The 26,967-nt window shown below is 46.8% G+C and carries 31 protein-coding genes; 14 read left to right on the forward strand and 17 right to left on the reverse strand.

Annotated features, from left to right (window positions below):
* The first annotated feature begins 151 nt into the window (after nt 1-151).
* The 9 genes from fliJ to fliR all read left to right on the forward strand — a co-directional run bounded on the left by fliJ (nt 152) and on the right by fliR (nt 6,504).
* Nucleotides 152-598, forward strand: a complete 447-nt coding sequence (fliJ, locus tag XDD1_RS10650) for a flagellar export protein FliJ (RefSeq protein WP_045971045.1) — start codon at nt 152-154, stop codon at nt 596-598.
* Nucleotides 595-2,037, forward strand: coding sequence for a flagellar hook-length control protein FliK (locus tag XDD1_RS10655; protein WP_045971047.1), 1,443 nt, complete (start codon nt 595-597; stop codon nt 2,035-2,037). The genes fliJ and XDD1_RS10655 overlap by 4 nt, the downstream gene beginning before the upstream one ends.
* A 197-nt stretch (nt 2,038-2,234) precedes the next feature.
* The gene (gene fliL, locus XDD1_RS10660) at nt 2,235-2,711 is read left to right on the forward strand and encodes a flagellar basal body-associated protein FliL (protein WP_045971050.1); all 477 of its coding nucleotides are present in this window, start codon (nt 2,235-2,237) and stop codon (nt 2,709-2,711) included.
* A 5-nt stretch (nt 2,712-2,716) separates the two neighbouring features.
* Entirely contained in the window at nt 2,717-3,724 is a 1,008-nt protein-coding gene (gene fliM, locus XDD1_RS10665; RefSeq protein ID WP_045971052.1) for a flagellar motor switch protein FliM, read from the forward strand.
* Entirely contained in the window at nt 3,717-4,124 is a 408-nt protein-coding gene (gene fliN, locus XDD1_RS10670) for a flagellar motor switch protein FliN (RefSeq protein ID WP_045971054.1), read from the forward strand. Before fliM ends, fliN begins: the two co-directional genes overlap by 8 nt.
* Nucleotides 4,125-4,126: 2 nt before the next feature.
* The gene (gene fliO, locus XDD1_RS10675) at nt 4,127-4,603 is read left to right on the forward strand and encodes a flagellar biosynthetic protein FliO (RefSeq protein ID WP_045971056.1); all 477 of its coding nucleotides are present in this window, start codon (nt 4,127-4,129) and stop codon (nt 4,601-4,603) included.
* 46 nt (nt 4,604-4,649) lie between these two features.
* A complete protein-coding gene (fliP, locus tag XDD1_RS10680) occupies nt 4,650-5,387 on the forward strand; it encodes a flagellar type III secretion system pore protein FliP (protein ID WP_148885917.1) in 738 nt (245 codons plus the stop codon).
* A 62-nt stretch (nt 5,388-5,449) separates the two neighbouring features.
* The gene (fliQ, locus tag XDD1_RS10685; RefSeq protein WP_045971058.1) at nt 5,450-5,719 is read left to right on the forward strand and encodes a flagellar biosynthesis protein FliQ; all 270 of its coding nucleotides are present in this window, start codon (nt 5,450-5,452) and stop codon (nt 5,717-5,719) included.
* Nucleotides 5,720-5,721: 2 nt separating this feature from the next.
* Nucleotides 5,722-6,504, forward strand: coding sequence for a flagellar biosynthetic protein FliR (gene fliR, locus XDD1_RS10690; protein ID WP_045971060.1), 783 nt, complete (start codon nt 5,722-5,724; stop codon nt 6,502-6,504).
* Here the strand turns inward: fliR and XDD1_RS10695 are convergent.
* Nucleotides 6,501-7,259, reverse strand: coding sequence for an SDR family NAD(P)-dependent oxidoreductase (locus XDD1_RS10695; RefSeq protein WP_045971062.1), 759 nt, complete (start codon nt 7,257-7,259; stop codon nt 6,501-6,503). The genes fliR and XDD1_RS10695 overlap by 4 nt on opposite strands.
* A 347-nt stretch (nt 7,260-7,606) precedes the next feature.
* A complete protein-coding gene (locus XDD1_RS10700; RefSeq protein WP_045971064.1) occupies nt 7,607-8,287 on the reverse strand; it encodes an ArsR/SmtB family transcription factor in 681 nt (226 codons plus the stop codon).
* 74 nt (nt 8,288-8,361) lie between these two features.
* Here XDD1_RS10700 and XDD1_RS10705 point away from each other — a divergent pair, with 74 nt between their 5' ends.
* Entirely contained in the window at nt 8,362-8,673 is a 312-nt protein-coding gene (locus tag XDD1_RS10705) for an antibiotic biosynthesis monooxygenase family protein (RefSeq protein ID WP_045971066.1), read from the forward strand.
* Nucleotides 8,674-8,817: 144 nt separating this feature from the next.
* Here XDD1_RS10705 and XDD1_RS10710 read toward each other — a convergent pair whose 3' ends face one another.
* The 13 genes from XDD1_RS10710 to flgB form a co-directional block, all read right to left on the reverse strand.
* The gene (locus tag XDD1_RS10710) at nt 8,818-9,393 is read right to left on the reverse strand and encodes a PIN domain-containing protein (protein WP_045971068.1); all 576 of its coding nucleotides are present in this window, start codon (nt 9,391-9,393) and stop codon (nt 8,818-8,820) included.
* The gene (locus XDD1_RS10715; RefSeq protein WP_045971070.1) at nt 9,393-9,854 is read right to left on the reverse strand and encodes a helix-turn-helix domain-containing protein; all 462 of its coding nucleotides are present in this window, start codon (nt 9,852-9,854) and stop codon (nt 9,393-9,395) included. Before XDD1_RS10715 ends, XDD1_RS10710 begins: the two co-directional genes overlap by 1 nt.
* A gap of 244 nt (nt 9,855-10,098) precedes the next feature.
* Nucleotides 10,099-11,046, reverse strand: coding sequence for a flagellar hook-associated protein FlgL (flgL, locus tag XDD1_RS10720; RefSeq protein ID WP_045971072.1), 948 nt, complete (start codon nt 11,044-11,046; stop codon nt 10,099-10,101).
* A 49-nt stretch (nt 11,047-11,095) separates the two neighbouring features.
* Nucleotides 11,096-12,733: a flagellar hook-associated protein FlgK gene (gene flgK, locus XDD1_RS10725; protein ID WP_045971074.1), complete on the reverse strand. Its 1,638-nt coding sequence runs from the start codon at nt 12,731-12,733 to the stop codon at nt 11,096-11,098.
* A gap of 89 nt (nt 12,734-12,822) precedes the next feature.
* Nucleotides 12,823-13,830, reverse strand: coding sequence for a flagellar assembly peptidoglycan hydrolase FlgJ (flgJ, locus tag XDD1_RS10730; protein WP_197541026.1), 1,008 nt, complete (start codon nt 13,828-13,830; stop codon nt 12,823-12,825).
* Nucleotides 13,827-14,945, reverse strand: coding sequence for a flagellar basal body P-ring protein FlgI (locus XDD1_RS10735; protein WP_045971077.1), 1,119 nt, complete (start codon nt 14,943-14,945; stop codon nt 13,827-13,829). Before XDD1_RS10735 ends, flgJ begins: the two co-directional genes overlap by 4 nt.
* 15 nt (nt 14,946-14,960) lie before the next feature.
* Entirely contained in the window at nt 14,961-15,740 is a 780-nt protein-coding gene (locus XDD1_RS10740; RefSeq protein ID WP_045971079.1) for a flagellar basal body L-ring protein FlgH, read from the reverse strand.
* A gap of 114 nt (nt 15,741-15,854) precedes the next feature.
* Entirely contained in the window at nt 15,855-16,637 is a 783-nt protein-coding gene (flgG, locus tag XDD1_RS10745) for a flagellar basal-body rod protein FlgG (RefSeq protein WP_045971081.1), read from the reverse strand.
* Nucleotides 16,638-16,654: 17 nt separating this feature from the next.
* Complete coding sequence (locus XDD1_RS10750; RefSeq protein ID WP_045971083.1) at nt 16,655-17,410, reverse strand: flagellar basal body rod protein FlgF; 756 nt, start codon at nt 17,408-17,410, stop codon at nt 16,655-16,657.
* Nucleotides 17,411-17,431: 21 nt separating this feature from the next.
* A complete protein-coding gene (gene flgE, locus XDD1_RS10755) occupies nt 17,432-18,640 on the reverse strand; it encodes a flagellar hook protein FlgE (protein WP_045971085.1) in 1,209 nt (402 codons plus the stop codon).
* Between the two features lie 15 nt (nt 18,641-18,655).
* Nucleotides 18,656-19,387, reverse strand: a complete 732-nt coding sequence (locus XDD1_RS10760; protein WP_045971087.1) for a flagellar hook assembly protein FlgD — start codon at nt 19,385-19,387, stop codon at nt 18,656-18,658.
* 13 nt (nt 19,388-19,400) lie between these two features.
* Nucleotides 19,401-19,805 (reverse strand): flagellar basal body rod protein FlgC, encoded by a 405-nt coding sequence (gene flgC / locus XDD1_RS10765; protein WP_045971089.1) that lies wholly within the window; start codon nt 19,803-19,805, stop codon nt 19,401-19,403.
* A 5-nt stretch (nt 19,806-19,810) separates the two neighbouring features.
* Entirely contained in the window at nt 19,811-20,227 is a 417-nt protein-coding gene (flgB, locus tag XDD1_RS10770; protein ID WP_045971091.1) for a flagellar basal body rod protein FlgB, read from the reverse strand.
* A gap of 246 nt (nt 20,228-20,473) precedes the next feature.
* Here flgB and flgA point away from each other — a divergent pair, with 246 nt between their 5' ends.
* The 4 genes from flgA (at nt 20,474) to XDD1_RS10790 (ending at nt 23,297) form a co-directional block, all read left to right on the forward strand.
* Nucleotides 20,474-21,151 carry a flagellar basal body P-ring formation chaperone FlgA gene (gene flgA, locus XDD1_RS10775; RefSeq protein ID WP_045971093.1) on the forward strand — a complete coding sequence of 226 codons (678 nt, stop codon included), beginning with the start codon at nt 20,474-20,476 and terminating at the stop codon, nt 21,149-21,151.
* A 122-nt stretch (nt 21,152-21,273) separates the two neighbouring features.
* Nucleotides 21,274-21,573: a flagellar biosynthesis anti-sigma factor FlgM gene (gene flgM, locus XDD1_RS10780; RefSeq protein ID WP_045971094.1), complete on the forward strand. Its 300-nt coding sequence runs from the start codon at nt 21,274-21,276 to the stop codon at nt 21,571-21,573.
* Between the two features lie 26 nt (nt 21,574-21,599).
* Nucleotides 21,600-22,040 carry a flagella synthesis protein FlgN gene (locus XDD1_RS10785; RefSeq protein WP_045971095.1) on the forward strand — a complete coding sequence of 147 codons (441 nt, stop codon included), beginning with the start codon at nt 21,600-21,602 and terminating at the stop codon, nt 22,038-22,040.
* Between the two features lie 219 nt (nt 22,041-22,259).
* The gene (locus tag XDD1_RS10790) at nt 22,260-23,297 is read left to right on the forward strand and encodes an IS630 family transposase (RefSeq protein WP_045968390.1); all 1,038 of its coding nucleotides are present in this window, start codon (nt 22,260-22,262) and stop codon (nt 23,295-23,297) included.
* An 11-nt stretch (nt 23,298-23,308) separates the two neighbouring features.
* Here the strand turns inward: XDD1_RS10790 and XDD1_RS10795 are convergent, their stop codons facing one another.
* On the reverse strand, nt 23,309-24,328 hold the full coding sequence (locus XDD1_RS10795) for a fimbrial protein (RefSeq protein WP_045971097.1): 1,020 nt from the start codon (nt 24,326-24,328) through the stop codon (nt 23,309-23,311).
* Nucleotides 24,329-24,399: 71 nt separating this feature from the next.
* Nucleotides 24,400-26,949, reverse strand: coding sequence for a fimbria/pilus outer membrane usher protein (locus tag XDD1_RS10800; RefSeq protein ID WP_045971098.1), 2,550 nt, complete (start codon nt 26,947-26,949; stop codon nt 24,400-24,402).
* Between the last annotated feature and the right edge of the window lie 18 nt (nt 26,950-26,967).

Consider the following 26,967-nt stretch of genomic DNA (forward strand, 5'->3'; position numbering starts at 1 on the left):
TATCTTCTGCCGGAATAATAAATAACTTTGCCGAGGGGTATAACGTTTATCGATAACGTGCCGATATAGTTTAGCCAATGCCAATATAGTTTAACGATGGATGTCATTCAGTCACGCTGATGTCTGGTTGGTGATTAACACGAGGATATACATGCAACAACACTCCCCTCTTATGACTTTGCGCGAACTGGCACAAGATGCCGCAGAAAAAGCAGCATCACAACTGGCACGCATTCGGCAAAGTCACCAGCAAATGGAGCAACAACTCACGGCGTTAATGGATTATCAGGATGAATATCGTACCCGTTTGAATGACACCCTCAGCAGCGGCATGTCCTGCTCGACCTGGCAAAACTATCAGCAATTTATGAAAACGCTGGAAATGGCCATTGAACAGCATAAGTTACAGCTCCATCAATGGCAAAAACGCCTTGAGCAAGCCATGTTGCAATGGCAGGAAAAACAGCAGCGCCTGAACGCCTTCGACACACTGCAACAGCGGGCGGAGCATAATTTGAAGTTACACCAAAATCGCATGGAGCAAAAACAAATGGACGAGTATGCACAACGCGGTGCACAGCGGAGAATGAAACTATGAATCTCACTCTTTTGCCTACAGATTTAAACATCACGAACCAAGGTCAGCCGGTTTTGAATAAGTCCGTGACCGATAACCCTTCTTCTCAATTCGAGCAACTGCTCAATGCAGAAACCGCCGCTATGCGGAAGCCTTCTGCCCAAACGGATAAAAATAACCTGAAAGGGGAAAAATCGGCCTCTGATAAAGCTTTTGATAAAACAACAGAAAAGAGCCAGTCACCGGTAACAACCGAGTCAGATCACCGTGTGGTCAAGGATAAATCGCAGGCGGAAGAGGCGGTACAGCAGGAAAACCGCGCTGAATTTGCGGTATTGAAAGAGGACGATCTGTTATCAGCCGAAGCATTAAGTGCGGCAATCCCCATCCAGCTTGCCGGGCTGTTGCCCCCTCAGGCCAATTCCGCGGTCGTTCCTGAAAACGCCAATGGACGGGTGGGCGATGAGTCGTTGGAAAATACATTGTCAGAAAATGCCGGGCTGGATAGCAAAAACAGCCCTGTCAGTACGCAGTTGGATAACAATATTAAAGACAGCCGGCTCATTGATCCCCGTCTTGCAGAACGCGCTAAAGCCGGTGAGCAACATGAAGATGTTCAGTTTGTTGCTAAACATGCCAAACAAGAGACGCCCCTGACCAATAAGAACGAGGCTGCTACTAATCTTCAATCTGAATTAGCCCCGCTCGCCGGACAAATCAAGCTGGCTGCCAGCCGTCTTGCTACCCAAAATAAAGCCGGATCTGACAGTACGGTTCTCAAAAATGCCGTTTCCGCTATTTCGGATAATATTTCAGGTAATAGCAAAGAGCCAAACCTGTTCCAGACCGCAATTCAGGCCGCGCCTGCATTGGCAACCGCCACAGCAGAAACAGCGCCTGTCGATTCACCTGCGCTATTAGCAACCCCGTCCCTGCTTTCAGCCGGACAACCCCCGGCGGGACAATTTCAACTGCACAGCACAACGGCACCGTTATTGAATGCCCATCTTGGCAGCGAAGAGTGGCAGCAACAGCTCAATCAGCATGTGCTGTTTTTTAACCGTCATGGCCTGCAACAAGCAGAACTTCGCCTGCATCCCCAAGAACTGGGCGCGCTGCATATCCGCATGAGCGTTGAAGACAATCAGGCACAACTGCATTTTGTTTCCGCTCATCAGCATGTTCGTGCGGCTCTGGAAGCGGCATTGCCGGGATTACGCCATGCGCTGGCTGAAAATGGCATTCAACTGGCGCAAAGCAGCGTCAACAGTGATCCCCAAGGCAACCCTCAACAACAGCATTTTGCCAATAACCCGAACAACCATTCCCGTTCCCATGCCGAAACGCAAGGGCATGATTCAACGGCTGCAACAGAGATGACAGTTTCTCATCCATCCGCTATCCGGGTAACCCCCCAACAACTCACCTCGGCTCGCGGAGGGGTTGATACTTTTGCCTAACGAATTTTGCCTAACCCATTTCGCTTAACGAAAAAAAGTCGATAACAAACGTGTGAGTTAATGGTTTTTTTTCCGTTTGTTCCGGCCATTGCCGGAACAAAGACGCGGGATAATTGGGATCGATTTTGATGGATAAGGGCTCCGCCACGGAATGCGCGGGGACTTATTCGCAACAGAAAACAGGAACTTGTTTGTCCATGTCTGATTATAGCTACGAGCATAAACGCAAAAATCCAATTTGGATGATACTGTTAATACTGATTGCTGTTCTTGGTGCTGCCATTGGAGGGTATAGCTGGTGGGTAATGAGCCAGTCAGCCAATAACAGTTCAGAAAAAACCAAAGCTATTGATACACCCGTATTTATGACTTTGGAGCCTTTTACGGTCAATTTGATCGACAACGAAGATCACTTTGATCGCGTGCTGTATGTTGGCATCACATTACGTTTAACTGACCCCAAAACCCGTCAGCGCTTCCATGATTATCTGCCAGAAGTTCGTAGCCGTATGTTGCTGTTATTATCTCGCCAGAAAGCGACCGATCTGGCAAAAGATGACGGCAAAATGCGTTTGGTGGCAGAGATCAAACAGACACTACACCCGACACTCATACCCGGTGAACCCGATCAGGAAATCACCGATGTATTATTTACTACGTTTATTCTGCGATAATCACAATGAGTGACAATATTCTTTCACAAGCAGAGATTGATGCTCTGCTCAATGGTGACAGTGCCTCTGCTGATGACGTAGAACAAACCGCGTCTGGAGAAAATGAGGTTCGTCCTTACGATCCCAATACGCAACGCCGTGTTGTACGCGAACGTTTGCAGTCACTGGAAATCATCAACGAACGTTTTGCCCGCCAATTCAGGATGGGGCTGTTTAACATGTTGCGCCGCAGTCCGGATATTACGGTCGGTGCCATCAAGGTTCAGCCTTATCACGAATTTGCCCGCAATCTGGCCGTGCCGACCAACCTCAATCTGGTTCATTTAAAGCCATTGAGGGGAACCGCACTCTTCGCTTTCGAGCCCAGCTTAGTTTATATCGCCGTGGATAACCTGTTTGGCGGTGATGGCCGTTTTCCAACCAAAGTGGAAGGCCGTGAATTTACCTATACCGAACAGCGGATCATTAACCGGATGCTGAAACTGGCACTGGATGCCTATCGCGACGCCTGGGATTCCATCTTTAAACTTGAAGTGGAATACGTGCGTTCCGAGACGCAGGTGAAATTCACCAATATCACCACTTCACCGAACGATATCGTGGTGACGACCCCGTTTCAGGTCGAGATTGGTGCATTGACCGGAGAATTCAATATCTGTATTCCCTTCGCCATGATCGAGCCTTTGCGCGAACGCCTGACCAATCCGCCGGTGGAAAATGTGCGTCAGGAAGAGAGCCAGTGGCGTGACAGTCTGGTGAAGCAAGTTCAGCATTCAGAATTAGAACTGGTGGCGAACTTTGTTGATATTCCCCTGCGGCTATCAAAGATCCTTAAATTGAGAAAAGGCGATATTTTGCCGATTGAAAAACCTGAACGCTTAATCGTTCACGTTGATGGTGTGCCGGTGCTCACCAGTCAATATGGAACACTGAACGGGCAATATGCCCTGCGTGTTGAACACCTGATTAACCCTGTTTTAACGGCTCTGGATGAGGAAAAGCCCAATGAGTGATGCTAAACAACCTACAGATACCAGCTCGACTGAAGCTATGTGGGCAGAAGCGCTGGAACAACAGGCCGCACAGCAAACCTCTGACAGCGGCGCGTCAATATTTGAGAATCTGGATGCACAGGATGCGTTAGCCCAACTCTCCGATATTGATCTGATCATGGATATTCCCGTCAAGCTCTCGGTTGAGCTAGGCCGTACCAAAATGACCATCAAACAACTTTTGAGACTGTCACAAGGCTCGGTTGTTCCCCTTGATGGATTGGCGGGTGAACCGTTGGATATTCTGATTAATGGTTATTTGATCGCACAGGGGGAAGTGGTGGTGGTCTCCGATAAATACGGTATTCGTATCACCGATATCATCACGCCTTCTGAGCGTATGCGTCGCTTGAGTCGTTAACGATGATGGCAAACCCGCCTTCCGTTCATGCTTCTTTTCAACCGGGTGCGGCATCTGATGCTGCACCTGTAAGCATGATCAAACAGACAAGCAATGACCCCCTGCCGGCCGGCCAATCGCTGATACAAGTCAGCAGTGCCTTGGGCGGTATTTTATTGCTGATTTTCTTTATGACATGGCTCATTCGCCGTTTGGGTTTTGCCCCTGCGAAAAGCAAAAATCATCGTTTGCTGAACGTTAAGGCAAGCTGCTCCCTTGGGCCGAAAGAGCGGGTTGTAGTGGTCGAAGTCGAAGATAATTGGCTGGTTTTGGGGGTCACTTCCCAACAGATCACGATGCTGCACCAAATGCCTGCACCGTCAGATAACGTGGATAACGTGGATAAAAAGTGCGCATCCAAATCGCTGCCCTTTGGTCAGATGCTAAAAAATACGCTCCAGCGAAAGCGCAAGAATGACAAGGACGATGATGAAAAATAGCGTTTTTTTTATGACAGGCAATCGAATGACCGGTAAGCAATGGGTAATGCGTTTGATGGCGCTGTTTCTGGCACTCCTGCTGCCGCTGTTCCCCATGAACGCGGCGGCCGAGTTTCCGGGTATCATCAGCCAGCCTTTAGCCAATGGCGGACAAAGTTGGTCATTGCCGGTTCAAACCCTGATTTTCATCACGGCACTGGGCTTTATCCCCGCTGCCCTGCTGATGATGACCAGTTTTACCCGCATCATTATTGTACTGGGTTTACTGCGCAATGCGCTGGGAACCCCTTCCGCGCCGCCTAACCAAGTGATGCTGGGGTTAGCGCTGTTTATGACTTTTTTCATCATGGCGCCGGTATTTGATAAGGTCTATCAAAACGCTTACCTGCCCTACAGTGAAGATAAAATCACGCTGGAAGTCGCTTTGGATCAGGGTGCCCAGCCCCTGCGCCAATTTATGTTACGCCAAACACGGGAAAATGATCTGGCACTGTTTGCCCGTCTTGCCAATCAAGAAGCATTTGAAACGGCGGATTCAGTTCCCATGCGCGTGCTGGTTCCCGCCTTTATTACCAGTGAATTGAAAACCGCGTTCCAGATCGGCTTTACCCTCTTTATTCCATTCCTGATTATCGATCTGGTGGTTGCCAGTGTCTTGATGGCGTTGGGGATGATGATGGTGCCGCCGGCCACCATCTCACTGCCGTTCAAACTGATGCTGTTTGTCTTGGTCGATGGTTGGCAATTATTGCTGGGTTCACTGGCACAAAGTTTTTATGTCTAGCCAACGGCCTGATATTTAAAGAACAATAAAGAACAAAGATCAAAAAGCGGTTTGAGGAAATTATGACTCCAGAATCGGTAATGGCTCTCGGTGTTGAGGCAATGAAAGTGGCGTTGGCACTGGCTGCCCCACTCCTTTTATCTGCCTTGGTTTGTGGCTTGGTCATCAGCTTATTACAGGCAGCAACTCAGGTAAACGAGATGACCTTATCGTTTATTCCGAAAATCTTGGCCGTTGTCGTGACCATCGTCATCGCCGGGCCGTGGATGCTCAATTTGCTGCTGGACTACATGCGCACGCTGTTTAGCAGCATTCCGGCTATTATCGGTTAATTATGATCCCGTTTGACAGCGAAACCCTTTCCCGCCTCGTCAGTGATTTTTTCTGGCCATTGGTGCGCCTGTTAGCCTTGTTCAGTACAGCCCCTATTTTCAGTGAAAAACAGATACCGATAAAAGTTAAACTTGGCCTGGCATTCTTTATCACCGCTGTACTCGTTCCAACGCTGCCTTCCCCTCAAATTCCGGTCTTTTCTGTGGCCGGAATTTGGGTCTTAATACAACAAGTCTTGATTGGTATGGCCTTGGGATTGACCATGCAGATCGCCTTTGCCGTCGTACGTCATGCCGGTGAAGTCCTCGGTTTACAGATGGGGCTTTCATTCGCCACATTTTTTGATCCTACGGGTGGCCCGAATATGCCTATTTTAGCCCGTATTCTCAATATGCTGATGATGCTGCTGTTCTTGGCTTTTGATGGGCATTTATGGCTATTATCGATTCTGGCCGATACGTTTTATTCCATCCCTATTCAATCAACGCAACTGAACCCGAAAGGTTTTTTATTGTTATCCCAAAGTGCCAGCCTGATCTTTGTCAATGGCATGATGCTGGCAATGCCAATGATTACCCTGCTTCTGGTCTTGAACTTTTCGCTGGGGATCTTAAACCGCATGACACCACAGCTCTCTGTATTTGTGGTCGGTTTTCCGTTGACCCTGACAGTGGGAATTTTCACGCTTTCTCTGTTGTTCCCACTGCTGGTGCCATTTACTGAACGATTATTTAGTGAAATGTTCGACCGTATGGCGGTGATTGTCAGTGAAATATCGGGCTAATTAAAATTGGGTTGGCCATTGGATGCGCTAACACCGCCATCAACCGGCAAATTCACTCCATTGATAAAGCTGGCATCATCACTGGCTAAAAAGGCAATGGCGGCGGCCACTTCGGAAGGTTGCCCCGCTCTCTTTAACGAGATTCGGCTATCGAAATAGTGCAACGTTTCATCGTCGAAACGGGCAACCATCGGCGTCATCACTAAACTTGGGCACACGGCATTAACACGAACGCCCTGAGCGCCGTAATCCAGTGCCATCGCACGGGTCACATTGACCACCGCGCCTTTTGCTGCGCAATAATGTGCCCCTCCCCAATCACCGCCCAACCCCGATACAGACGCATTATTGACAATACATCCCTGACTTTTCAGTAAATGCGGCAAGGCGGAATAACTACAATTAAGTACCCCATTCAGATTTGTCGCCAGCACTTCATCGCCCTTTTCTGGAGAGACACTTAATAAATCACCAACAACATACAAGCCTGCATTATTGACCAGAATATCTATCCGTCCAAAATGCCTGACCGTTTCATCCACCATGTTGTTAACCGATTCCCGATTCGCCACATCGGTCTGGATCACGAGCGTTTTGTCCGATGACAATTCACTGCACACATGGTTAAGTTTATCTGTATCCCGCCCGGCCAAGACAACAATAGCGCCTTCTTGTGAAAAACGCTTTGCGGTCGCCTCGCCAATGCCGCTGCCTGCGCCAGTAATAATGACAACTTTATCCTCGAATCGCTTCATTTTATTTATCCTCATTGATGTAGTTTCAAAATTCGCTATAAATTTGCATTCCCGTAGGCAAGCAGTATAAGTTTTTCTAACTGATTTCAGGTATTGGCTGAAGACCGGGCACTAATTTATCCCAAATAGATGTTATCCCATTGCCAGACAATGTTTTTTATGTATGGAAAGCAAAATATTCAATAATCATATCCGCCAGAATATTATTTGTTAATTATTCTACTATAACTTTTTTTATATCTGGTTAGTCATTAAGTAGCTGATAACAGTTCGACCAGAGTTTATCGCCAATAAACTTCACATTACACTGGCATTGCTCCTAAATATAGCTGTCTATATTCCGCCATCTATTCCACACCAAACTTCTGTTTAAGCACCCGCTTTCCTGATTCTGTTAATACCAGTTCCCGGCTATCCAATTGCCTAACCGCCCATTTTTTCGTTAGAAAAATATCAAGCAACGATGCCCCTAAAAACCCACCCAGATGGAAATGCCGTTCACTCCAGTCAAGGCAAGAACAGGCAAATTTTCGCCGTGCGGAAAATGCTGCATTACAGTCTATGTCAAGAGAAAACAGAAAGTCTTTTCCCGTTTGCGTTAATTCATACTTATCCGTTATCCAATGGCTTGTCAGTAGACTATCGTGGATTTTTACCGCAATTTCTCCCGCCATATGATCATAACAAGTCCGGAAGAAACGCAGAGATTGGGGTGTAGAAATTTTGGCAATATCTTGATGCTCACCATTGGCAAAACACATCATATTTTCCAGTAGCTGTGAGACTTCTTTACTCTGAATCTTAAAATAACGGTGCCGCCCCTGTTTAATACAGTCAATTAACTTTTTCTCTACCAAGCGATTTAGATGAGCGCTGGTGGTTGACGGGGCAACATCGGTGGCAGCACTTAATTCAGTCGCGGTATAAGCACGTCCATCCATCATCAAAAACAACATACGGGCGCGGGTACGGTCGGCCAGTACCGCTGCAAGGGCAGCAACGCTTTCCTCAAGATTAAATTCATCCATATTTCGGTGGTTGTCGAAGTGAGTGGGTTTTCAACAAGATATCTTAGGTTTTTTTATTACTCAAGGAGACGAAAGTGTTAGCGGTCATATTTGAAGTTGAAATCGCAGAGAATCAAAGTAAGCATTATTTTGATGCTGCGGCGATAATCACACCATTATTGGATTCGGTTCCGGGTTTTATTTCCGTCGAACGTTTTCAAAGTATCAACCATAACAATAAATATTTATCACTCTCTTACTGGCGCGATGAAGAAGCGATAAAGCAGTGGAGAGAGAATAGCCAACACCAGGAAGCGCAGATATTAGGGCGTAATGGCGTCTTTGCAGATTATCACCTGAGAGTCGCCGCCATTATCCGTGATTATGGGATGTACGGAAATAAATAATCCCTTATTTCTTTATTTGATGAAAAACAGATTTGGGCTGAAAAGTATTTAGCTCAAATCCAAGCTGACAGTGACACTTTAAAAAATGGGTCACTGTCAGGCCAAGTCAGAGCTAATACAAAATAATTAGCCGATGATAATTTTTCATAACATAAATTTATAGCTTTCCAATGCTTTAACTGTCTTAGCCATCCCTATTTGGGATAAAGACGCGAGAAATTCCTCAATTGTTAATGGCGGTTTTTTCAATGAATTTCGTAAATTATTAATGGATTGTAGGGATATTGCATGATTAAGATCTATTATATCTGATACAAAATCATCTGGGTGAAACGCTTCAATGCCAAAAGTAGAAAGATAATCTGCCGGAAAATCTTTTAGATTGTACGTAACGATGATTTCGGCATTCGCCTGTATTGCAGCAGCAAGAACATGGCGATCATTCTTATCGATCAAATTGATACTCGGGATCAACAAGTCATATCCAATAACATTAGCATCTGGTAATGCTCTATCCATGAGCATTTGTACGCGATTAAGCTGCTCAACGGTTAAATCTGATCTATTAATTAAAAGATTTCGTTTCCATTCTTCATGAATATCAACTGTCCATTTGGGTTGATAAAGGCCGCATAGACCGAGGTGCATTAACAAGTCTCGCAGCCTTGCTGGATAAAGTACACACGCATCCAGTAACACAGGATAGGGTGAATGTGTCATTAGTAAATACCATAATCTTGTGAAAGGCTTGTCAATTCGTCCATTGCTAACATTGCATCAGCATCACGCTTTTGTTTGAAAGCCATAAGATCTGCAAAACGTATCCGCCGATGACGTCCTGTTTTATGAAATTTGATTTGGCCATCCTCAAGTAATTTAACAACATGTGGCCGTGATACATTAAGTATATTGGCAGCTTCTTGAGTAGTCAGTTCAGCATGAACAGGAACTATCTGTACTGCATTCCCGCAGGCAAGTTCGCCCAAGATTTCGACGAGTAATTTTACCGCAGAAGAAGGAACCTCTATTGATTGTCCTTCCTTTTCGTCATTTTTAATTGTGAAATGACGCGCCTCAAACTTTGTAGCCAACAATGCCGACAAATCGCGATAACTTTTTTGCGCAATCTCTTTTTCTTGTGTATCTGGTAACTGGATATTGGGTAAAGTGGTCGTAGTCATAATTGCATTTCTCCTCTCTATTTCTATATATTGCAAAATCCATTTTAATCGAAATAAAAGAAACGAGCAATATTCGAAATAATCGAAATGCCGCAAGGGAAAGATGTACTGTGGGAGAACACCAATGGTGACATTGCTTGATGGAAAACAGAGTTGGACTGAGAATAAGTTAGCTCAAATCCAGGCTGACAGTGACACTTTAAAAATGGTAACTATCAGGCCAAATCTGAGCTAATACACTTAATCAGCGATACATCTCAAACAGCGACATGCCTTTTAAGTCAGTGAAAGCCTTATAGGAAGCCTGTAGTGCAGCCTGTTCCTGATAATAACCAGAAATAGTAGACACCAAATCTGCATCCATCAACTCACCCATGCGAACTTTATTGGCCATGCTGCGTTCACCGGCCAGCGCATCCAGTTGCTCCATTTCTTGAAGCTGTAGTCCCAGCACCGCTTCCGCCGAAGAGAAGTTATTTAAGCTATTACGTACACTTCGGTTAGCTTTGTCAATCAACTTCGTTGATTCATCTCTTTCTGCTTCGCTGGCCTCCGTAAAGGGTTTTCTCAGACCCTCAATCGCCAGATCAATGGCGGCAAAAATATCTGATTCTGCATCAGGAATCGGATTGGACGTGGTTGATAAAAAGACTTCCTGCCCGGTATGGGCGATAACCATGGAACGATTGTCATCCACCCTTTGGGTGATGGCTTCATGTCCACCTTTGTAGCTAACTTTCCCATTGTCATCCGCTTCGAAAGGGGGAACATCGGTTTTATAACCGGCAAAAATATAGCGGCCATTGCCATCGGTTTTATTGCCGAGGTTCAGCAATTGCTGTTTTAGTCCCTCCAACTGCTGGGCATAAGAGGCGCGATCGTGATCGCTTTGTTCATCCGCAGCGGCGACTAAGGTTTCAAAAACATTCCGTGTCACCAATCCAACACTGGCGATAGTGTCCATTTGGGTTGACATCGTGTTCTTGGCAAAAATACGCGCCGTCACATATTGCTGATTCTGCGACTCAGATTGAGCCACCATAATGTTCTGCGAAGCCGCTAATGGATCATCCGATGGGTTGATGACTCGTTTCCCCGTGGATAATTGTTCACCATACTGCATCCATTTAGCTTGGGAGCCAAAAATTCCATTCATTTTTTGGCTATATAAAAGATTGGTACTTACACGCACAATATCACCTCCTTTTTTTCTTCAGCCACTTTTTTTCAGCCACAACGCATTAACGAAGTTCCAAAATGGCATTGAACAGGGTCGATGCCGTCTGGATAACACGGGCATTTGCCAAATAGTATTGTTGCAAACGTTGCAGTTCACCGTATTCTTCGTCCATATTGACGCCAGAAATAGACTCGCGAGCTTTATGAAGTGCATCTACGTTAATCTTCTGGGCATCCACACTGCGTTGAGAACTATTGGCTTTACTGCCCACCGTACTGGCCAGCGAAGCATAGGCATCCGTCAAGGTATTTTTACCCTCAATCAGCTTGTTTTTTTGCAGGAGGGTAAACTTCTTCGCATTGTTGTTATTACTTGGACCTGAATCTTTGGCTCCAGACATTGCCAGTTGGGCGGAATCTGTAATATTGACTTCCAGCGTTGCGATGACGCTACTGACCGTTTTCAGGGTGTAGCGATCATTATCCTGTGGATTGGTCGCCTTGATCTCGACTTTCAAACCATCAAATTCCAGCGCATTACCATTCTTAGTCACCGCGATCATTTCCTTGTCAACGACGCGCTGGACTTTCCAATCACCACCTTCGTACTTGATGGTGTAGTCACTGGCTTTGACTTTAGTGGTATCCGCGTATGCCACGGTAATTTCGGCCGTACCTTTGTTGTTACTGTTAGAAATAGCACCTGGTTTGGAAAAGTTGAAGAAATCAATACCTGATTTATCGTTCAGATCGAAACCCGCGCGTTGCACCTGATTGAATTGATCCGCCATCACTAATCCCAACTGGTTTAATTGATTGCGAGTTGGGTTTATCACTTCACTACGCACACGCAATGCGCCGCCCAATTTCCCTTGCGAGATAAAACGCTCATCAATTTCTCTCGTACCCGTACCGTTGTTATAACCCAGCGTAGTTCGGCTGCTGTCTGCACTGGATGGGATCGCTTCCAGCCGATGAGATTTACTGCCTGATACCAGTGACATACCGCCACCAAATGAGACGTTGTAAACACCACCGTCTTGCTGGGTCATGTCGACTTTAACCAGTTTATTAAGTTTACCCAGCACATCGTCGCGTTTATCCAGTAATGCCAAAGGTTCACCCGTTCCCGCACCACGCATACGAGAAATTTCATCGTTCAGAAAGGCAATGTCTTCTGCGTATTTGTTGATGTCTTTGACATGGTTCTCAATTTGGCTATTAATACCACTGTCCAAATTACGGAGAACATGATCCGCTTCTTTAAATCGATTAACCAACCCTTCCGCTTTACCCAGCACGGTGGTTCTTGCTGCACTGTCTTCGGCATTATTTTCAAGCGTGCTCAGGCTGCTAAAAAAGTCTGCCATAGCGCTGGAAAGGCTGGTTGCCTTATCTGCCAGCAGATTGTCAACTTGAGAAATTCCATTATCGTATGTGACTAATTCCTCATATTTGGTCTGTGCCACCTGATGTTGCTGGGTGACAAACTCATTATATTGACGGTTAATGGAATTGACATGCGCACCATTACCGATAAAGCCAACCGGGGACATGTTTCCGTTATTCTGCGACATGACGGTTGTCTGGCGGTTATACCCTTCAGTTTTAGAATTGGAAATATTATTACCCACGACACTCATTGCCACCTGCGCAGCATTAATACCGCTCATGGCCGTATTCATAAGATTATTGGACATATGGTGATCCTTTTACGTTTTCGTTATGCCTCCGTCATGGGAGGTCATGCACTGCTACCGTTATCGGCAAAATCGCCAGATCCTTGAGCTTAAAACAGGTTATCGAAATCATCAGAATAGGCTTTTGCCATTTGATGGCCGGTATTTTTTAACTGCTGGATCAGTGAGATTAATTTTTTGGCATAGCCAGGATCAGTGGCATAGCCGGCTTCTTGCAAGGAGTAGGCACCCTGCTCTGCCGTCGTTGATTCAGCGACTTTAACGTAACGGGGGTTTTCCGTCAGGAGCTTGACGTAATCGGTTATCGCTTCCACATAAGAACCATACACCCGGAAACTGTCCTGTATTTTCTTCGCTTCACCCTCGATGTATTCCGTGGTCATGATACGGGTGACAGCCCCTTTCCACTGTTTCCCTGCCTTGATACCAAACAGGTTATGGCTCGGTTTACCTTCTGCCGTCAAAATTTCCCGTTGTCCCCAACCGGATTCCAGCGCTGCCTGTGCAATAATCAATAAATGAGGAATGCCGCTTTGCCGGCTTGCTAACTGTGCCGGCAAGGAAAGCATCGAAACAAAGCTGGCACTGTTCATCGGTAATGGCTTCGATTGAACGGCACTCTGGGAGAAGGCCGAAGACGAGTTTTTAGACCTATCGTTCTTAGATATATCGCCAAACATCGCGTCAGGCATAACCCTGCGCATAAACGGCTCCAGCGCCTGCTTCGGTAATGTTTGCAGGATTTCATTATCCAGCGGCATCGGCACGGTACCGGCTAACTCACTGGGAACATGATTCGCGTTGGAGAACTGTTTGACGATCATATCAGCAAATCCCAGCCCCTTTTGCGAAAGGTCTTGGGCAATTTGTTGGTCGTACATCGACGTATAAAAACGGGTCTGGTCACTGCTTAACATGCCATCCTGCGGCAACGAGGAACGCATACTTTTCAGCATCATCTGCACGAAGACGCCTTCCAGTTGTTGGGCTACTTGCCGTAGCCCCTGTTGTGGTTCCTGTGATAATTTGGCTTTCAGTGAATGCAGTGAATTGACATCATAAGCGGCACTGGACATCGTGAGAAAATCACTCATCAGATAATCTCCAGCTTCGCCCGCAGACAACCTGCGCTCTCCATTGCCTGCAAGATCGACATTAAATCCGTCGGGGTTGCACCCAACGCATTCAACGCGCGCACCACTTGCGTCAGATTCGCACTGGCACTGAGCTGCTGCAAGGCGCCGCCCTGCTCCTGAATACCAACCCCCGTATTACGGGTGACGACGGTGCTGCCTCCCGCCAGTGGTGTATTGGGCTGATTGACTACTATCTGACGTTCGACGGTCACCGACAAACTACCGTGAGCAATCGCACAACTGTCCAGCGTCACATTGCGGTTCATCACCACCGATCCGGTACGGGAATTGAAGATCACTTTGGCATCACCGGCATCGACACGAATCGCCAAATTCTGCACTTGGGCCAGAAATTTCACCTGTTCGCTGTTCTCAATCGGCAAACGCAACTGCACCGTGCGGGAGTCCAGTGGTGTTGCCGTCCCCGTGCCTTTCAACCGGTTAACCGCATCACTGATTTGCTGGGCCAGCCCGAAATCATCATCATTCAGTTGCAGGTTTAACGTGCCTTTTTGGCCGAACTGGGTGGGCAGTTCACGCTCAATCACCGCCCCATTGGAGATACGGCCGCCCGCAAGCTGATTGATCTTAATACTGTTACCGCCGGCACTCGCCCCTGCGCCTCCCACCAGAATATTGCCCTGAGCCAGGGCATAGATTTGATTATCCACCCCTTTCAGTGGGGTCATCAGCAATGTCCCGCCCCGCAAACTCTTCGCATTACCCAGCGAGGAAACGACAACATCAATATTTTGCCCTGCACGGGCAAAAGGGGGCAGCTTGGCTGTCACCATCACAGCCGCGACGTTTTTAAGCTGCATATTCGTCCCAGAGGGAACGGTAATCCCCAACTGTGACAACATATTGCTCAGGCTTTGCGTGGTGAACGGGGTCTGCATGGTTTGGTCACCGGTTCCATCCAGACCGACCACCAAACCGTAACCAATCAACGCGTTATCCCTCACGCCTTCAATCGTTGTCAAATCGCGGATACGTTCGGCAAAAACCGCCGTCGATGTGAACGCACCGGACAGCACCAACAACAGCGTAAAAAGGCTGGTGACTAATTTTTTCATCCTGACCATCCTCTTTTAAAACGGTGAGATATTCATAAAGAAACGTTGCAACCAGCCCATGTGCTGCGCTTCGTTGATATAGCCATCACCGACATATTCAATGCGGGCATCAGCAACCTGATTGGAACTGACCGTATTGTTGCCCGTGATGGTGCGCGGGTTAACAACGCCGGAGAAACGAATGAACTCCGTTCCCTGATTAATGGCGATCTGTTTTTCTCCCACCACATGCAGGTTGCCATTGGCCAGTAGCTTATCCACGGTCACGGTAATCGTGCCCCGGAAGGTATTGTTGGCATTTGCTCCCCCTTTGCCGCCAAATTCGTTATTGCCTTCCATGCCTAAATCGGTTTTTCCACCTCCCATCACTCCCTGTAAAAAACGCGGGGTCAAGGTCGCCGTGAAACCGGTTTTCCCGTTGCGGCTGGCGTTGGCTGAGGAGTTTTTGCTCGCGCTGACGTTCTCCTGCAAGATAATCGTCAGCGTATCGCCGATATTGCGCGGGCGACGGTCTTCAAACAGCGGTTGATAACCGTAATAGACCGGTTGGACAGTCTGGAAAATAGAACCATTCGGTGTTGGCGCAGGCGCTTCGGTGGGTTTAGCGGTTGTTTGCCCTGCTACCAGCGGTTTGTGCGGCATATACGCACACCCCCCCAGTGTCAGTGCTGACAGTGCCAGTACCGCCACAGATATATTGATACGCCACTTATTTCTCTGGTTTTTCCGTAAACCAGTGGAGCCATCAGCCTCATGGTTGTTCGCATGGCTTTCGGCAACGGGCATGGTATCCATCTTCTATGCTCTTAAAAAATAGGCTCTTAAAAAAATAGGCTCTTAAATTTATCGTGAGAATAGTGGAGGAAATGATTTCCCCACTATTCATGTCATGGTTAGGTCATGATTAGGTTATAACTGCGTCAGTTTTTGCAGCATCTGATCAGAGGTCGATACGGCTTTACTGTTGATTTCATAAGCGCGCTGAACCTGGATCATATTGACCAACTCTTCCGCTACATTGACATTAGAGGTCTCAACATAGCCTTGATAGAGCAACCCAGCGCCATTGATGCCCGGCGCATTTTCCACCGGAACACCGGAACTGTTAGTTTCCAGATAGAGGTTTTCACCGACACTTTCCAAACCGCTTTCATTGATGAACGTGGTGAGTGTCAGTTGTCCAATCTGCTGAGGGGCATTTTGGCCTTGTACATTCACGCTGACGATCCCATCGCGGGCAATGCTGAGTTTGGTGGCATTGTCTGGAATGATAATCGCCGGCACGACCTGAAAACCGCCCGCAGTCACTAACTGCCCATTTTGATCTTTCTGGAATGAACCATCGCGGGTATAGCCTGTCGTACCGTCAGGCATCTGGATTTGAAAGAAACCCTGTCCCTTGATTGCCACATCTTGGCTGCTGTTAGTCTGAGTCAAATTACCCTGACTGTGCAGACGTTCAGTCGCCACCGGACGTGCACCGGTACCGATCTGCAAACCGGATGGCAGACTCGTCTGTTCAGATGACATTGCACCCGGCTGACGTTCAGTTTGATAGAGTAAATCTTCAAACACCGCGCGTTGACGTTTAAAGCCGTTGGTACTGACGTTTGCCAGGTTGTTGGCAATGACATCCATATTGGTTTGCTGGGCATCCAGCCCAGTCTTGGCAATCCATAAAGATCGGATCATGAATTTATCTCCCCCGATTAGCTCACAGCGAGAATTTGGTTAGCCCGCTGGGCATTTTCATCAGAACTGTGTATGACTTTCATCTGCATCTCAAAGCGACGCGCGTTGGCAATCATGTTCACCATGCTTTCCACGGGATTGACATTGCTGCCTTCCAGCACGCCCGACATGATTTTCACTTCGGTGCTGGCCGCCAATTCATCGCCTTGCTGTTCCCGCGCCTGTGGTGTCAAATGGAACAAGCCCTCATCACCCCGCACCACTTGGTTGGCTTCCGGTTTGACGATTTTCAACTTGCCAATCTGACCCAACAAGGTGGGCGGATCGCTGGCAATCAGGGCTGAAATGGCACCATCGGCCGCGAGCGTTAATTCAGCCTGCGGCGGAACATCAATCGGCCCGTTCTCACCCATCAACATACGCCCCTGCACCATCAGTTGCCCTTCGGGTGAAATCTGGATGCTGCCGTTGCGGGTATAGGCTTCCGTCCCGTTTTCGAGCTGGACAGCCAGGTAGCCGCCTTGTCCGACCGCCACATCCAACGGACGGGCGGTATAATTCATCGGTCCCTGACGGCTGTCCATGCCGGGAGTAGAAGCCACGGTGAGGGTACGTGTCGGCAGGGTTTCACCTTCAATCGGCACAGCACGCAGTGCGGCAAGCTGGGCTTTAAAGCCGGGTGTTGAGGCATTGGCCAGATTGTTGGCGGTGACCGCCTGATGCTCCAGCGTTTGGCGCGCGGCGCCCATCGCGGTATAAATGACGTGATCCATAAAGCTATCCGCCTGAGCTTATTAACGCATGCTGACCAGTGTTTGCAGAATTTGGTCCTGCGTCTTGATGGTCTGGGCGTTGGATTGATAGTTACGCTGGGCGACGATCATATTGACCAGCTCTTGGCTCATGTCCACGTTAGACGCTTCCAGCGCACCGCTGATGAACTTACCGAAGTTGCCTGAACCGGCAATCCCCACCACCGGGCTGCCGGATGAAGCCGATTCAGCCCAGACGTTATCGCCTTGTGCAGACAAACCTTCCGGGTTGGCAAAGTTTGCCATCACGATCTGCCCCAAGACTTGCTTCTGGTCGTTGGAGTAGTTGCCGTAAATTTTGCCGTCATTTTCGATACGATAGCTGGTGAAAGTCCCTGCGGTATAACCGTCTGGTGATCGATTGGCAATAAAATGCTGTGGAATTTCCTGCTGTTTACTGCCATTGAAATCAATGGTAATTGGTGCCGCGATTGAACCATTCAAAGATGCCATCTCGAATTTGAACACATTATTGGTGCCCAACATTTGTCCATTTCCATCAAATGCCACATTACCCAATTCTTGAACTTCAGCATTTTCTACAGAAGTATCCTTGGCTTTAATTTCCCATTGATTGTCTGCTCTTTTCACAAAGTACACGTTGAGTTCGTGTTGATTCCCCAGGCTGTCAAAAACTGGCAGGGGTGTACTGTAGTGGTAACTGTCTTGATTGGTTGGATCGAATGCTTTTTCTGTCTGGTCGATCGCTTCGACCGTTGACTTCAGATTGGCCTTCAACTTGACTTCTGTCGTGGCTTTCGCACTCAACATATCGGTTGGAATCGAAATGGGTCCCACAGCACCGCCTTGCTGAACTTCGCCGTTTACCGCCGGATAACCGGTCAGCTTCATGCCCTGCATATTGATCAGGTTACGATCTGCATCCATTTTGAACTGACCGTTACGGGAATAGAAGATATTGCCGTTAGTATCCTGCATGCGGAAAAAACCGCCTTGGGTGATCGCCATATCCAACTGGCGGTTAGTCGTGGTGGTTGAGCCATCTTTAAAGTTCTGCACCAGACCCGAAACCTTAACCCCCAAACCCACTTCTGAACCACTGAAAACATCCGCAAAGGTCGCGGAGCTGGATTTAAAACCAAATGTTGCTGAGTTTGAAATGTTATTACCGATAACGTCCAGATTACCCGCTGCGGCATTCAAGCCACTGACCGCTTGTGAAAAAGACATATGTCCTCCGTTTAATTAAAGAAATTGACGTACTTCATCCATGTTTGCCGTCCCCACCAATCCTAAATCTAATTGAGTGCCATTCTCCTGCCGTATAACGCCGTAAACCTTGGCATACCTCAGGGGGTGTGTTGTCAAGGTTTGATCTTGTTGGCTGGCAAAAATGGTGAAGTTATAAGCGCCATCCTCCACGGCATTACCGTCTGCGTCTTTGCCATCCCAGTTGGGAAGGTGGGTTCCGGCACGACAATATTCAGAGGAATGGGGATCCAATTTGTTGAATTCCATTTCCCGAACCACGGCGCCACTTTTATTTTTGATGGTCACTTTGACAATATCGGCAGGTCGATCCAGTTCATAGCCAAATGGATTTATGCTGGTGCCCCCTGCTTCTTTGGCACCCACCAAAATCTCATTGCCATAATCATTGCCGGAAACCATGATCCCCCGGCCAATCAGTGCAACCTTTTGCATCGTATGGTTGCTGTCCATTTGCCCGACAATAGAACCCAACGTTTTATTGAGCTTCTCAATGCCTTCAACCGTACTGATCTGCGCAATCTGCGAAGTCAATTCACTGTTTTGCATTGGATTGGTGGGATCTTGGTTTTTAAGTTGTGCAACCAAGATATTCAAGAAGCTATCTTTAATATCACCACTATTTTGCGGTTTCCCGTTGGTCAACTTAGCCAGTTCACCGACGGTTGAATTATCCAATGATTCATTAATTGAACTGGTAATTCCCATAACGAAATTCCTGTTACTGACCCAACGTCAGGGTTTTCAACATGATGGACTTAGTGGTGTTAAGCACTTCCACGTTTGCCTGATAGCTGCGGGAAGCAGAAATGGTATTAACCATTTCCCCGACCACATCCACATTTGGCATACGCACATACCCTTTTTCATCGGCCAGCGGGTGACCGGGTTGGTACTCAAGGCGGAAAGGGGAAGGATCATCCACCACGTCGCTCACGCGGACGCCGCCGATCTCCTGCCCGGCGGGGGCAGCGACGCGGAAGACCACTTGCTTGGCACGGTAAGGTTCGCCATCCGGCCCGGCCACGCTGTCGGCATTTGCCATATTACTGGCACTGACGTTCAGTCGCTGGGACTGCGCGGAGAGCGCGGAACCGGCAATATCAAAAATACTCAGTAGAGACATGCCCATTATCCTTGTGACTGTAGAACTGACATCATGCTTTTGATTTGTGCATTCGTCATCGTAAGTTCGGCCTGATATTTCAGGCTGTTATCAGCGAAATTGCTGCGTTCCATATCCATGTCAACGGTATTTCCATCCATAGCCGTCTGGTATGGCACCCGATATAGCAGATCCATCTCCAGACGTTTTTGAGGTTGGACGGGAATATGTCGATCGGAAGTCAGAGTCAGCCCAATTCCATTTCCCGTCACACGACCCTGTGCCATGACTTTTTTCAGTTGAGCAGCAAAATCGATATCACGCGCCTGGAAGCCTGGGGTATCTGCATTGGCAATGTTGGCAGACAGAATTTCCTGCCGCTGGTTGCGGAGTGCCAGCGCTTCTTGTCGAAATTGAAAGGCGGCATCTAATTTATCGAGCATATTCCTCCCTCGGTTTTGTTAGTGAAATCTGTGGAGTTAAGCTCCAAGCAACTAACAGAATAAACGCAGAAGAAAAAGGTAATTCGAAGAATAGAAACAAATTGGATTGCTATTTATCCCATTAACGAACCATCAATCGGGTTACACTGTTAGTCTTCAAAAGCAGTAATCTGCAACAGCCATAATCTCCAACAGGTGCTGAATATTTTTTGCAATCATGGTTCGCTAACAGGATTGGGTGGTGGAATGCCTGCATTAAAATTTATCGGGTTGTTTGCCTTTTTCCTTAATCTATTTTTTGTTTTTGCCAGTGCTTCCGCTTGGGGAAGCGACTTTCCCCAATTAATCAATGACTATTTCAGGCAAATCCATCACACATCGAATCACCAAGTTTCCGTGGAAATCAAAACGCCTGAACAACAATGGCCGACTTGTGAACGCCCTGAAATACAACCGTTAATCAGCAACAAAAATTGGGGCAACCTTTCCATTCCTGTGACTTGTGGTCAGCAACGCCGTTTTATTCAGATCTATGTTAATGTTATCGGCCCTTATTTGGTTTCTAAGCGGATGATTAACCGCAATGTATCCCTGACAGAAAAAGATTTTCAAATAAAAACGGGTTCTTTAGATAAGCTGCCAAACGACATAATCCGTAACAGAAAGGCCATACAAAATGGTATTGCGATCCGCAACATTCCTGCCGGACAATTCATCACACGCAATATGATCCGGCGTCCGTGGGCCATTAAAGCCGGGCAAAATGTGGTTGTTACCGTCGATGGACACCATTTTCAGGTGCGCTACGAAGGAAAAGCGATTAACAACGCTGCGAGTTTTGATAATATCCGTGTCCGCCTGAACTCCGGACAGGTTATTACGGGTGAAGCGCAAGAAAATGGCAGTGTAAAAATGATGTTATAAATGGCTAAAGTTTTATTTCTTCACGCCGATATAACCAACAGACCATGATTTACAGGCATGCCAGCGGTATATCGCCTGCTACCTAAGACAAATAAATAATGCCTGATTTAAGGATTACGATTATGAGTATTGAACGCACTCAACCTCTACTGGCTATGGCTGCTTTGCAACAACGCAATGCCAATGAAGGTGCCCAGAGCACTCGCAGAACAGTGGCTGTCGCAGAAAAAAGCGCCGATACACAAGTTAAGTTGAGCGAGGCGCAGAAAAAGCTCGTCCAGCCAAGCAGCCAAGATATTAATATCCAGAAAATACAACAATTGAAAGAAGCCATTGCCAAGGGAACCCTAACGATGGACAGCGGTAGAATTGCTGATGCCCTATTCAGGGAGGCCCTTGAAAACATGGAATATGATAAATAAACCATCAAAATCACAAAGAGCCATAAATGGAAGAACTTCAACGCTTGCTTGAACAGCAAAACATGCACTTAAATTCGCTTTCGCAAATTATGGCAGAAGAACAGCGTATATTGAGCGAAGGTTCTATTGAAGCCAATCATTTACATCGTGTGACGGAACAAAAGACATTTTTACTTTCAGCACTCGACTACGCTGAACGAAAACGCCAACAGTTAAATGAGACGCTGAAAATAAGCGCGCCTTATGCTGGCTATGAAATATTAGCCCTATTATGGAGTCAAATTAATCAATCTGTTGAACGTATCCGTGACTTAAATTCGCATAATGGATTTTTGTTGGAACAACATATTGAATTGAACAGTAAAGCCATCGCTTTTCTAAAAAGTCACCACAGCCCTTCTCTTTATGGTGCGGACGGCCAAGCCCGTCATAATTCAGCGCTATCGGGTCACAAGATCAGCGTTTGATTATTCGATTACTGCTTAAGTAGTAAGCTCTACAGACCTCTTGGTTTATTGGCAATGATAAGGGGTCTGTTTCTGTGTTATTTATCAAAAGTCATTCTCATTTAATTGATTAATAAAATAAGCACCCAATAATTTGGAAGATTATTCCTGATATTAACCTATACCAATCGCCATTGAAGATGCTTGATTTCTTATCCAAACCCGATCATGCTTGCAATCATGAAAATTCATCTGACACCAGAACAAAAACGTGCCCTCGAATTGATGCATGATACCACTCGTGATAGTCGAGTCTGTGATCGCATCAAGGCCGTGCTTTTGGCGTCAGAGGGCTGGACAGCTCAGATGATTGCTCAGGCCTTACGTATTCATGAAACTACGGTAAGCCGTCACCTAAAAGATTTCATCGCGCAGGAAAAACTCACCCCCGAAAATGGCGGTTCTGAAAGCCATCTCTCTGCCAAACAAACCGCCGATCTGGTTGATTATTTGACGGCAAATTTGCTGCATACGACCGCTCAAATTGTGGATTATGTACGAGCTCGTTGGCAGGTGTCTTTCAGCGTGGGAGGCATGACGAAATGGCTTCACCGACAAGGTTTCAGCTACAAAAAGCCAAAGGGCGTTCCTCATAAATTCGATGCGGATAAGCAGCAACAATTTATTGATGACTACCAGTCTCTGAAAGACCGGGCAGGTCAGAATGAACCTATCCTATTTATTGATGCGGTGCATCCTTCGCAGTCCACAAAGCTCAGCTATGGTTGGATGAAAGCGGGGAAAAATCAGGTAAAAGTGGTCGAAACCACCGGCAGTCGTACCCGTCTCAATCTTCTGGGCGCCCTCAATTTACAACGAATTGAAGACACCGTGATCCGTGAATACCCGAGTATCAATGCCGAAAATATCGCGTATTTTTTCGGCGCTATTAGAGAAACTTACCCACTTTCGCAAAAAATTCATATTATTCTGGATGGGGCGGGTTACCACCGGGCAGAATTGGTGAAAGAGGTGGCATATGTCCTTAATATTGAACTGCATTACCTACCGCCTTACAGCCCAAACCTCAATCCAATAGAGCGATTGTGGAAGTATATGAATGAGCAAGTACGTAACAATGTTTATTTTCCGGATGCGAAGACATTCCGTGAAACCCTTCGTCACTTTTTTCATGTCACTTTGCCAGAAAAAGCGAAAGAACTCACGACTAGACTGACTGACAACTTTCAGATTTTAAAACCTGCATCTTCAAGTTAGATTGGTATATATTATTCATAACTCATGATGAATGTCGCTGTCGCATTGACTGTCCCTTCCTTAACATCACCATAGCGATAATAACGTGCTTTTAAAGGAATATTGACCGGTCCTTCGGTTCTCGTTCTCGCATATTCAATTTTTTGACCAAGAGGAATAGGGGTTGCTTTCTTACCATCCAAAATTTGAATCCCAACACCACTGGCTGTATTGGCATTCGGATTCAGTTTGATAATCCCCCTTTGAGGATCATAAGCTCCTTGAGAACCCGCCTGCAAAAGCATATTCACTTTGATACGTTCGTTGCAATTTAAAGGGATATCGAATGCCTTTTCCGCTGCGGTAGAACTCACTTTAGGTAATTGCATACTGGTTATCGATTCCAATACTACCGGAATGGAATTGTTATCAAGGGTACAAGATCGCGATTCAACCACAATATTGCCGGTACTGAATTGCCCGATTTCGATAGCTTTCCCCACGCCCTTCCCCCCCAGATTGCGTAAATTTACCGTCGCGGTTGCCACAAGCTGAGGAGGATATTGCCCCGGTTTAACTTGGCCGACACGGTAAAATACCAACGCAATTCCAACACTGATTCTTCCGCCATGATCCCGCAATACAACCGTTTTAAGCACCGTACTATTATTCTCTCCCCGTACATATTTTCTATCATGAGGATAGCCGGTCAATCCCCTAATCGCATATCCAATGCCACTATTACCTAAAAGAAAAATTTTTCTGCCATTAAGCGTCGTTGACGGCACGCCATAGGCCTTGATACCCAGAACCGCTTCTGTTTTGTCCAGAGATTTCCCCTGGCAAGTAATCACCGGACTTGCTTCCAGCCTCAATCTATTATCCGCTTTTTCCAGTTCTTGACCGACAGGCGCATCCACAGGGAGTGAGATCTTATAGGAACTCAATGTTTGCAAAGGTGCGGTACAGGAGACATCAGCATACGCATATCCCACACAAGGGGAAAAAAATAGGGGTACAAACAGTAACCATGATGGAATAGATATGTTCATTAGTAATCCGTTATATAAATTATCGTTATGTCTTACTGCTTAAAAAACGATGACCATTTGTCTGTTTGACTTTATGAATGACAATCGGTTTTTATTGAAAGCACCATCGCTTTACTTTTGGGCAAAATAAAATGCGTTTTACATTGTTCCAACTGACTATTCCCCCACTGAACAAATAATTGGCCTTGTTCTGGAACACCACCAAAATAAACTTCCCCTCCATGACCCACAATGCTCTGATTTGCAATCGTCAAGGAGCGAGGAGTATTTTCTTCATTCCTGTTTCCGTTATTCAATGTCGCGATTGCGCCAAAAGGAATAGGTTTGCCCTGATGGGTCAAGGTGAACAGTACCCTGCGGCCGATCCGGGTGTGGAAGTCAGCCACAACCATCGCCCCCTGGGTTGGAATAACCGTCTGAATATTGGAGCCAATCTCCACCCCCTCCGCAAAAGAATCTGGTGACAAGGCGATACGATTACGGTGATAAGGGCTGACATAAGGCAGGACAGCATGACCTTGCCCATCCGTTTCCACGCCGCTATAGCCGGTCACTTTAACGCCAGTAGCGCCAGACGTTCTGACTAATACAATGGTCTCACCCAGCGGTTGCGACCAGGTTAAGCCATGACGATGGGCAACTACGCCCCCTTTGAAACCATAGCTAATCTGCCGTGTATCATCACTGTAGTGATATCCACCAGATAACACACCATAACGACCTTTATAGTTAAGATGAAGGTTACTGCTAGTGCCCTGCTCGTGATGACTGTGGCTCTGTTGCAGAGAGTAATTCAGCCTGCCTAAAGCCGTACCACTCAGCCCGACGGATTGGTTAATCTCACCCCGACGATTATGATTGATGCTATAAGTTGCCCAGCTACCTGATAGCCAACGGTCAAGCGGAACCTGTACATTGAATGCCAGTTGGTTATCGGCCATTGAGTTGCCTGAACGCATGTTTTGGCTGTAGTTTTGGGTATAGTTTTGGGTATAGTTCAGTGTGTAATGGATATCGGCATAATTCACGCTGTACCCGACATTCAAACTGCGGGTAGTGCCGCTGTTTCCCCAATCATGCTGCAAATAGCCGGAAAAATAGAGGCTGCCATAATCCGATAAGCCTTGGCTCAATGTGAACTGAAATTTATGTTTATTCTGATATGACAGCTCATCATTTGCCGCTCTGTTATTGACGTTCTGAAAATCGTAAAAATATGGTGAAGGATAATAAGAACCGGTCAGAGACAAATTCGTCCCCGTCTGTTCAAAATCCTTAGCATACTGTGCCCGATAGACCCAACCCCGTTGCTGGCCTTGATTGACAATATCAGCCTGTGACTGCGTGATATCAAACGCCAGCGAACCCCAGTGACCAAGACTGTATCCTACACCAACCACATACGCCTGATAATTTGCAGACAGCAACATACCGCCATACAGCGTTGCGGCATAGGACAAGCCGTAATAAACCTCATTCTGCATAAAGATGGGTTGACGGGCATCTGCATGCGAGTTGCGGTATTCTCCCGCGGTAAAGCGGTATTTGAAGTTCCCTTCCCTCAACATCATCGGAATGGATGAAAAGGGTTGCACAAAATGGTGTTCACGGCCATCGGCCTCCCGAATAACAACATCCAGATTGCCCCCGGCAGAGGTTGGATAAAGGTCATCAATAACAAAAGCCCCGGGTGGAACATGAGCCTGGTAAATGACGTCACCGTTTTGACGAATAGTCACCTGTGCATTACTTTCTGCGATCCCCCGTACCACCGGAGCAAATCCCCGTTGACTATCCGGCAGCATGTTATCATCCGACATCAGGGTGATACCGCGAAAAGCAAATCTACTAAACAAATCGCCTTGTGTATTTGTCTCACCAACCACAAGCTGGCTCTTCAGAGCATGAATATCACGCTGCAAAGAGGTAGTCAGATTTTCCCAACGTGATTTATCGCCGCTATTTCGGCCAGAATGTCGGCCAAAGTATCGATAGTAGGTGGAATAATTCCGTAAGCGCCAGCTTCCCCAATTCAATCCACTACGCAGATTCAGATAGACATTATTCGTACCAGAATCATTTTGGCTCCGGGTATCAGCACCATTAAGGTCATAACTCGCCCATAACGCGGGTTCCCCTTGCTGCCAAAGTGACGAATCAATCGCATCACGGGCTGTCGTTGTCATCAAAGCCTGAGGGATGGTGATCAACAGTGTTTGCTGACTGAGTTGCAATGATGCACTGGCATAAGGGATCACATCAGATAAATCAGAGATCTGTTGTTGTGGATTCAAAGCAGGAAAAGCAGAGACATTGACTCCCCAGTCAATTAATTGCTGAACAGATAAAATGGGTTTAAGTTTTTTTTCAGCCCCGATCACAAACTGGATATCTTGTGTATCCTTATCCTGATCATTAACGCGGATAGTCACCCGGTATGTTCCCGGCGCACTGCCCCCTTTTTCTGAAAAATAACTTAAATCGGGCGGTGGAGCGGACGGATCATGGATTTCCAGTGCATTTAAGTCAAAGAGTTCACCGGCATAGCCAATGGCAGATACCATCAATATCATCGCCGGCAATACTAACCGCTTACAAACAGCAAAAATAATAACAATCACGACACCCAATACCTTCTG

Origin of the sequence: Xenorhabdus doucetiae, from assembly GCF_000968195.1 — a bacterium.
Classification (GTDB): Bacteria; Pseudomonadota; Gammaproteobacteria; order Enterobacterales; family Enterobacteriaceae; genus Xenorhabdus; species Xenorhabdus doucetiae.

Coding starts and splice junctions, on each gene's coding strand:
- XDD1_RS10695 (WP_045971062.1), bottom strand. CDS start 7,259: ATGAAGCGATTCGAGGATAAAGTTGTCATTATTACTGGCGCAGGCAGC.
- XDD1_RS10790 (WP_045968390.1), top strand. CDS start 22,260: ATGAAAATTCATCTGACACCAGAACAAAAACGTGCCCTCGAATTGATG.
- XDD1_RS10785 (WP_045971095.1), top strand. CDS start 21,600: ATGGAAGAACTTCAACGCTTGCTTGAACAGCAAAACATGCACTTAAAT.
- XDD1_RS10655 (WP_045971047.1), top strand. CDS start 595: ATGAATCTCACTCTTTTGCCTACAGATTTAAACATCACGAACCAAGGT.
- XDD1_RS10715 (WP_045971070.1), bottom strand. CDS start 9,854: ATGACTACGACCACTTTACCCAATATCCAGTTACCAGATACACAAGAA.
- XDD1_RS10760 (WP_045971087.1), bottom strand. CDS start 19,387: ATGGGAATTACCAGTTCAATTAATGAATCATTGGATAATTCAACCGTC.
- flgC (WP_045971089.1), bottom strand. CDS start 19,805: ATGTCTCTACTGAGTATTTTTGATATTGCCGGTTCCGCGCTCTCCGCG.
- flgA (WP_045971093.1), top strand. CDS start 20,474: ATGCCTGCATTAAAATTTATCGGGTTGTTTGCCTTTTTCCTTAATCTA.
- XDD1_RS10735 (WP_045971077.1), bottom strand. CDS start 14,945: ATGAAAAAATTAGTCACCAGCCTTTTTACGCTGTTGTTGGTGCTGTCC.
- fliP (WP_148885917.1), top strand. CDS start 4,650: ATGCGTTTGATGGCGCTGTTTCTGGCACTCCTGCTGCCGCTGTTCCCC.
- fliR (WP_045971060.1), top strand. CDS start 5,722: ATGATCCCGTTTGACAGCGAAACCCTTTCCCGCCTCGTCAGTGATTTT.
- fliO (WP_045971056.1), top strand. CDS start 4,127: ATGATGGCAAACCCGCCTTCCGTTCATGCTTCTTTTCAACCGGGTGCG.
- fliQ (WP_045971058.1), top strand. CDS start 5,450: ATGACTCCAGAATCGGTAATGGCTCTCGGTGTTGAGGCAATGAAAGTG.
- XDD1_RS10795 (WP_045971097.1), bottom strand. CDS start 24,328: ATGAACATATCTATTCCATCATGGTTACTGTTTGTACCCCTATTTTTT.
- XDD1_RS10750 (WP_045971083.1), bottom strand. CDS start 17,410: ATGGATCACGTCATTTATACCGCGATGGGCGCCGCGCGCCAAACGCTG.
- flgG (WP_045971081.1), bottom strand. CDS start 16,637: ATGATCCGATCTTTATGGATTGCCAAGACTGGGCTGGATGCCCAGCAA.
- fliJ (WP_045971045.1), top strand. CDS start 152: ATGCAACAACACTCCCCTCTTATGACTTTGCGCGAACTGGCACAAGAT.
- fliL (WP_045971050.1), top strand. CDS start 2,235: ATGTCTGATTATAGCTACGAGCATAAACGCAAAAATCCAATTTGGATG.
- XDD1_RS10700 (WP_045971064.1), bottom strand. CDS start 8,287: ATGGATGAATTTAATCTTGAGGAAAGCGTTGCTGCCCTTGCAGCGGTA.
- fliN (WP_045971054.1), top strand. CDS start 3,717: ATGAGTGATGCTAAACAACCTACAGATACCAGCTCGACTGAAGCTATG.
- XDD1_RS10710 (WP_045971068.1), bottom strand. CDS start 9,393: ATGACACATTCACCCTATCCTGTGTTACTGGATGCGTGTGTACTTTAT.
- flgK (WP_045971074.1), bottom strand. CDS start 12,733: ATGTCCAATAATCTTATGAATACGGCCATGAGCGGTATTAATGCTGCG.
- XDD1_RS10740 (WP_045971079.1), bottom strand. CDS start 15,740: ATGGATACCATGCCCGTTGCCGAAAGCCATGCGAACAACCATGAGGCT.
- fliM (WP_045971052.1), top strand. CDS start 2,717: ATGAGTGACAATATTCTTTCACAAGCAGAGATTGATGCTCTGCTCAAT.
- flgM (WP_045971094.1), top strand. CDS start 21,274: ATGAGTATTGAACGCACTCAACCTCTACTGGCTATGGCTGCTTTGCAA.
- flgE (WP_045971085.1), bottom strand. CDS start 18,640: ATGTCTTTTTCACAAGCGGTCAGTGGCTTGAATGCCGCAGCGGGTAAT.
- flgB (WP_045971091.1), bottom strand. CDS start 20,227: ATGCTCGATAAATTAGATGCCGCCTTTCAATTTCGACAAGAAGCGCTG.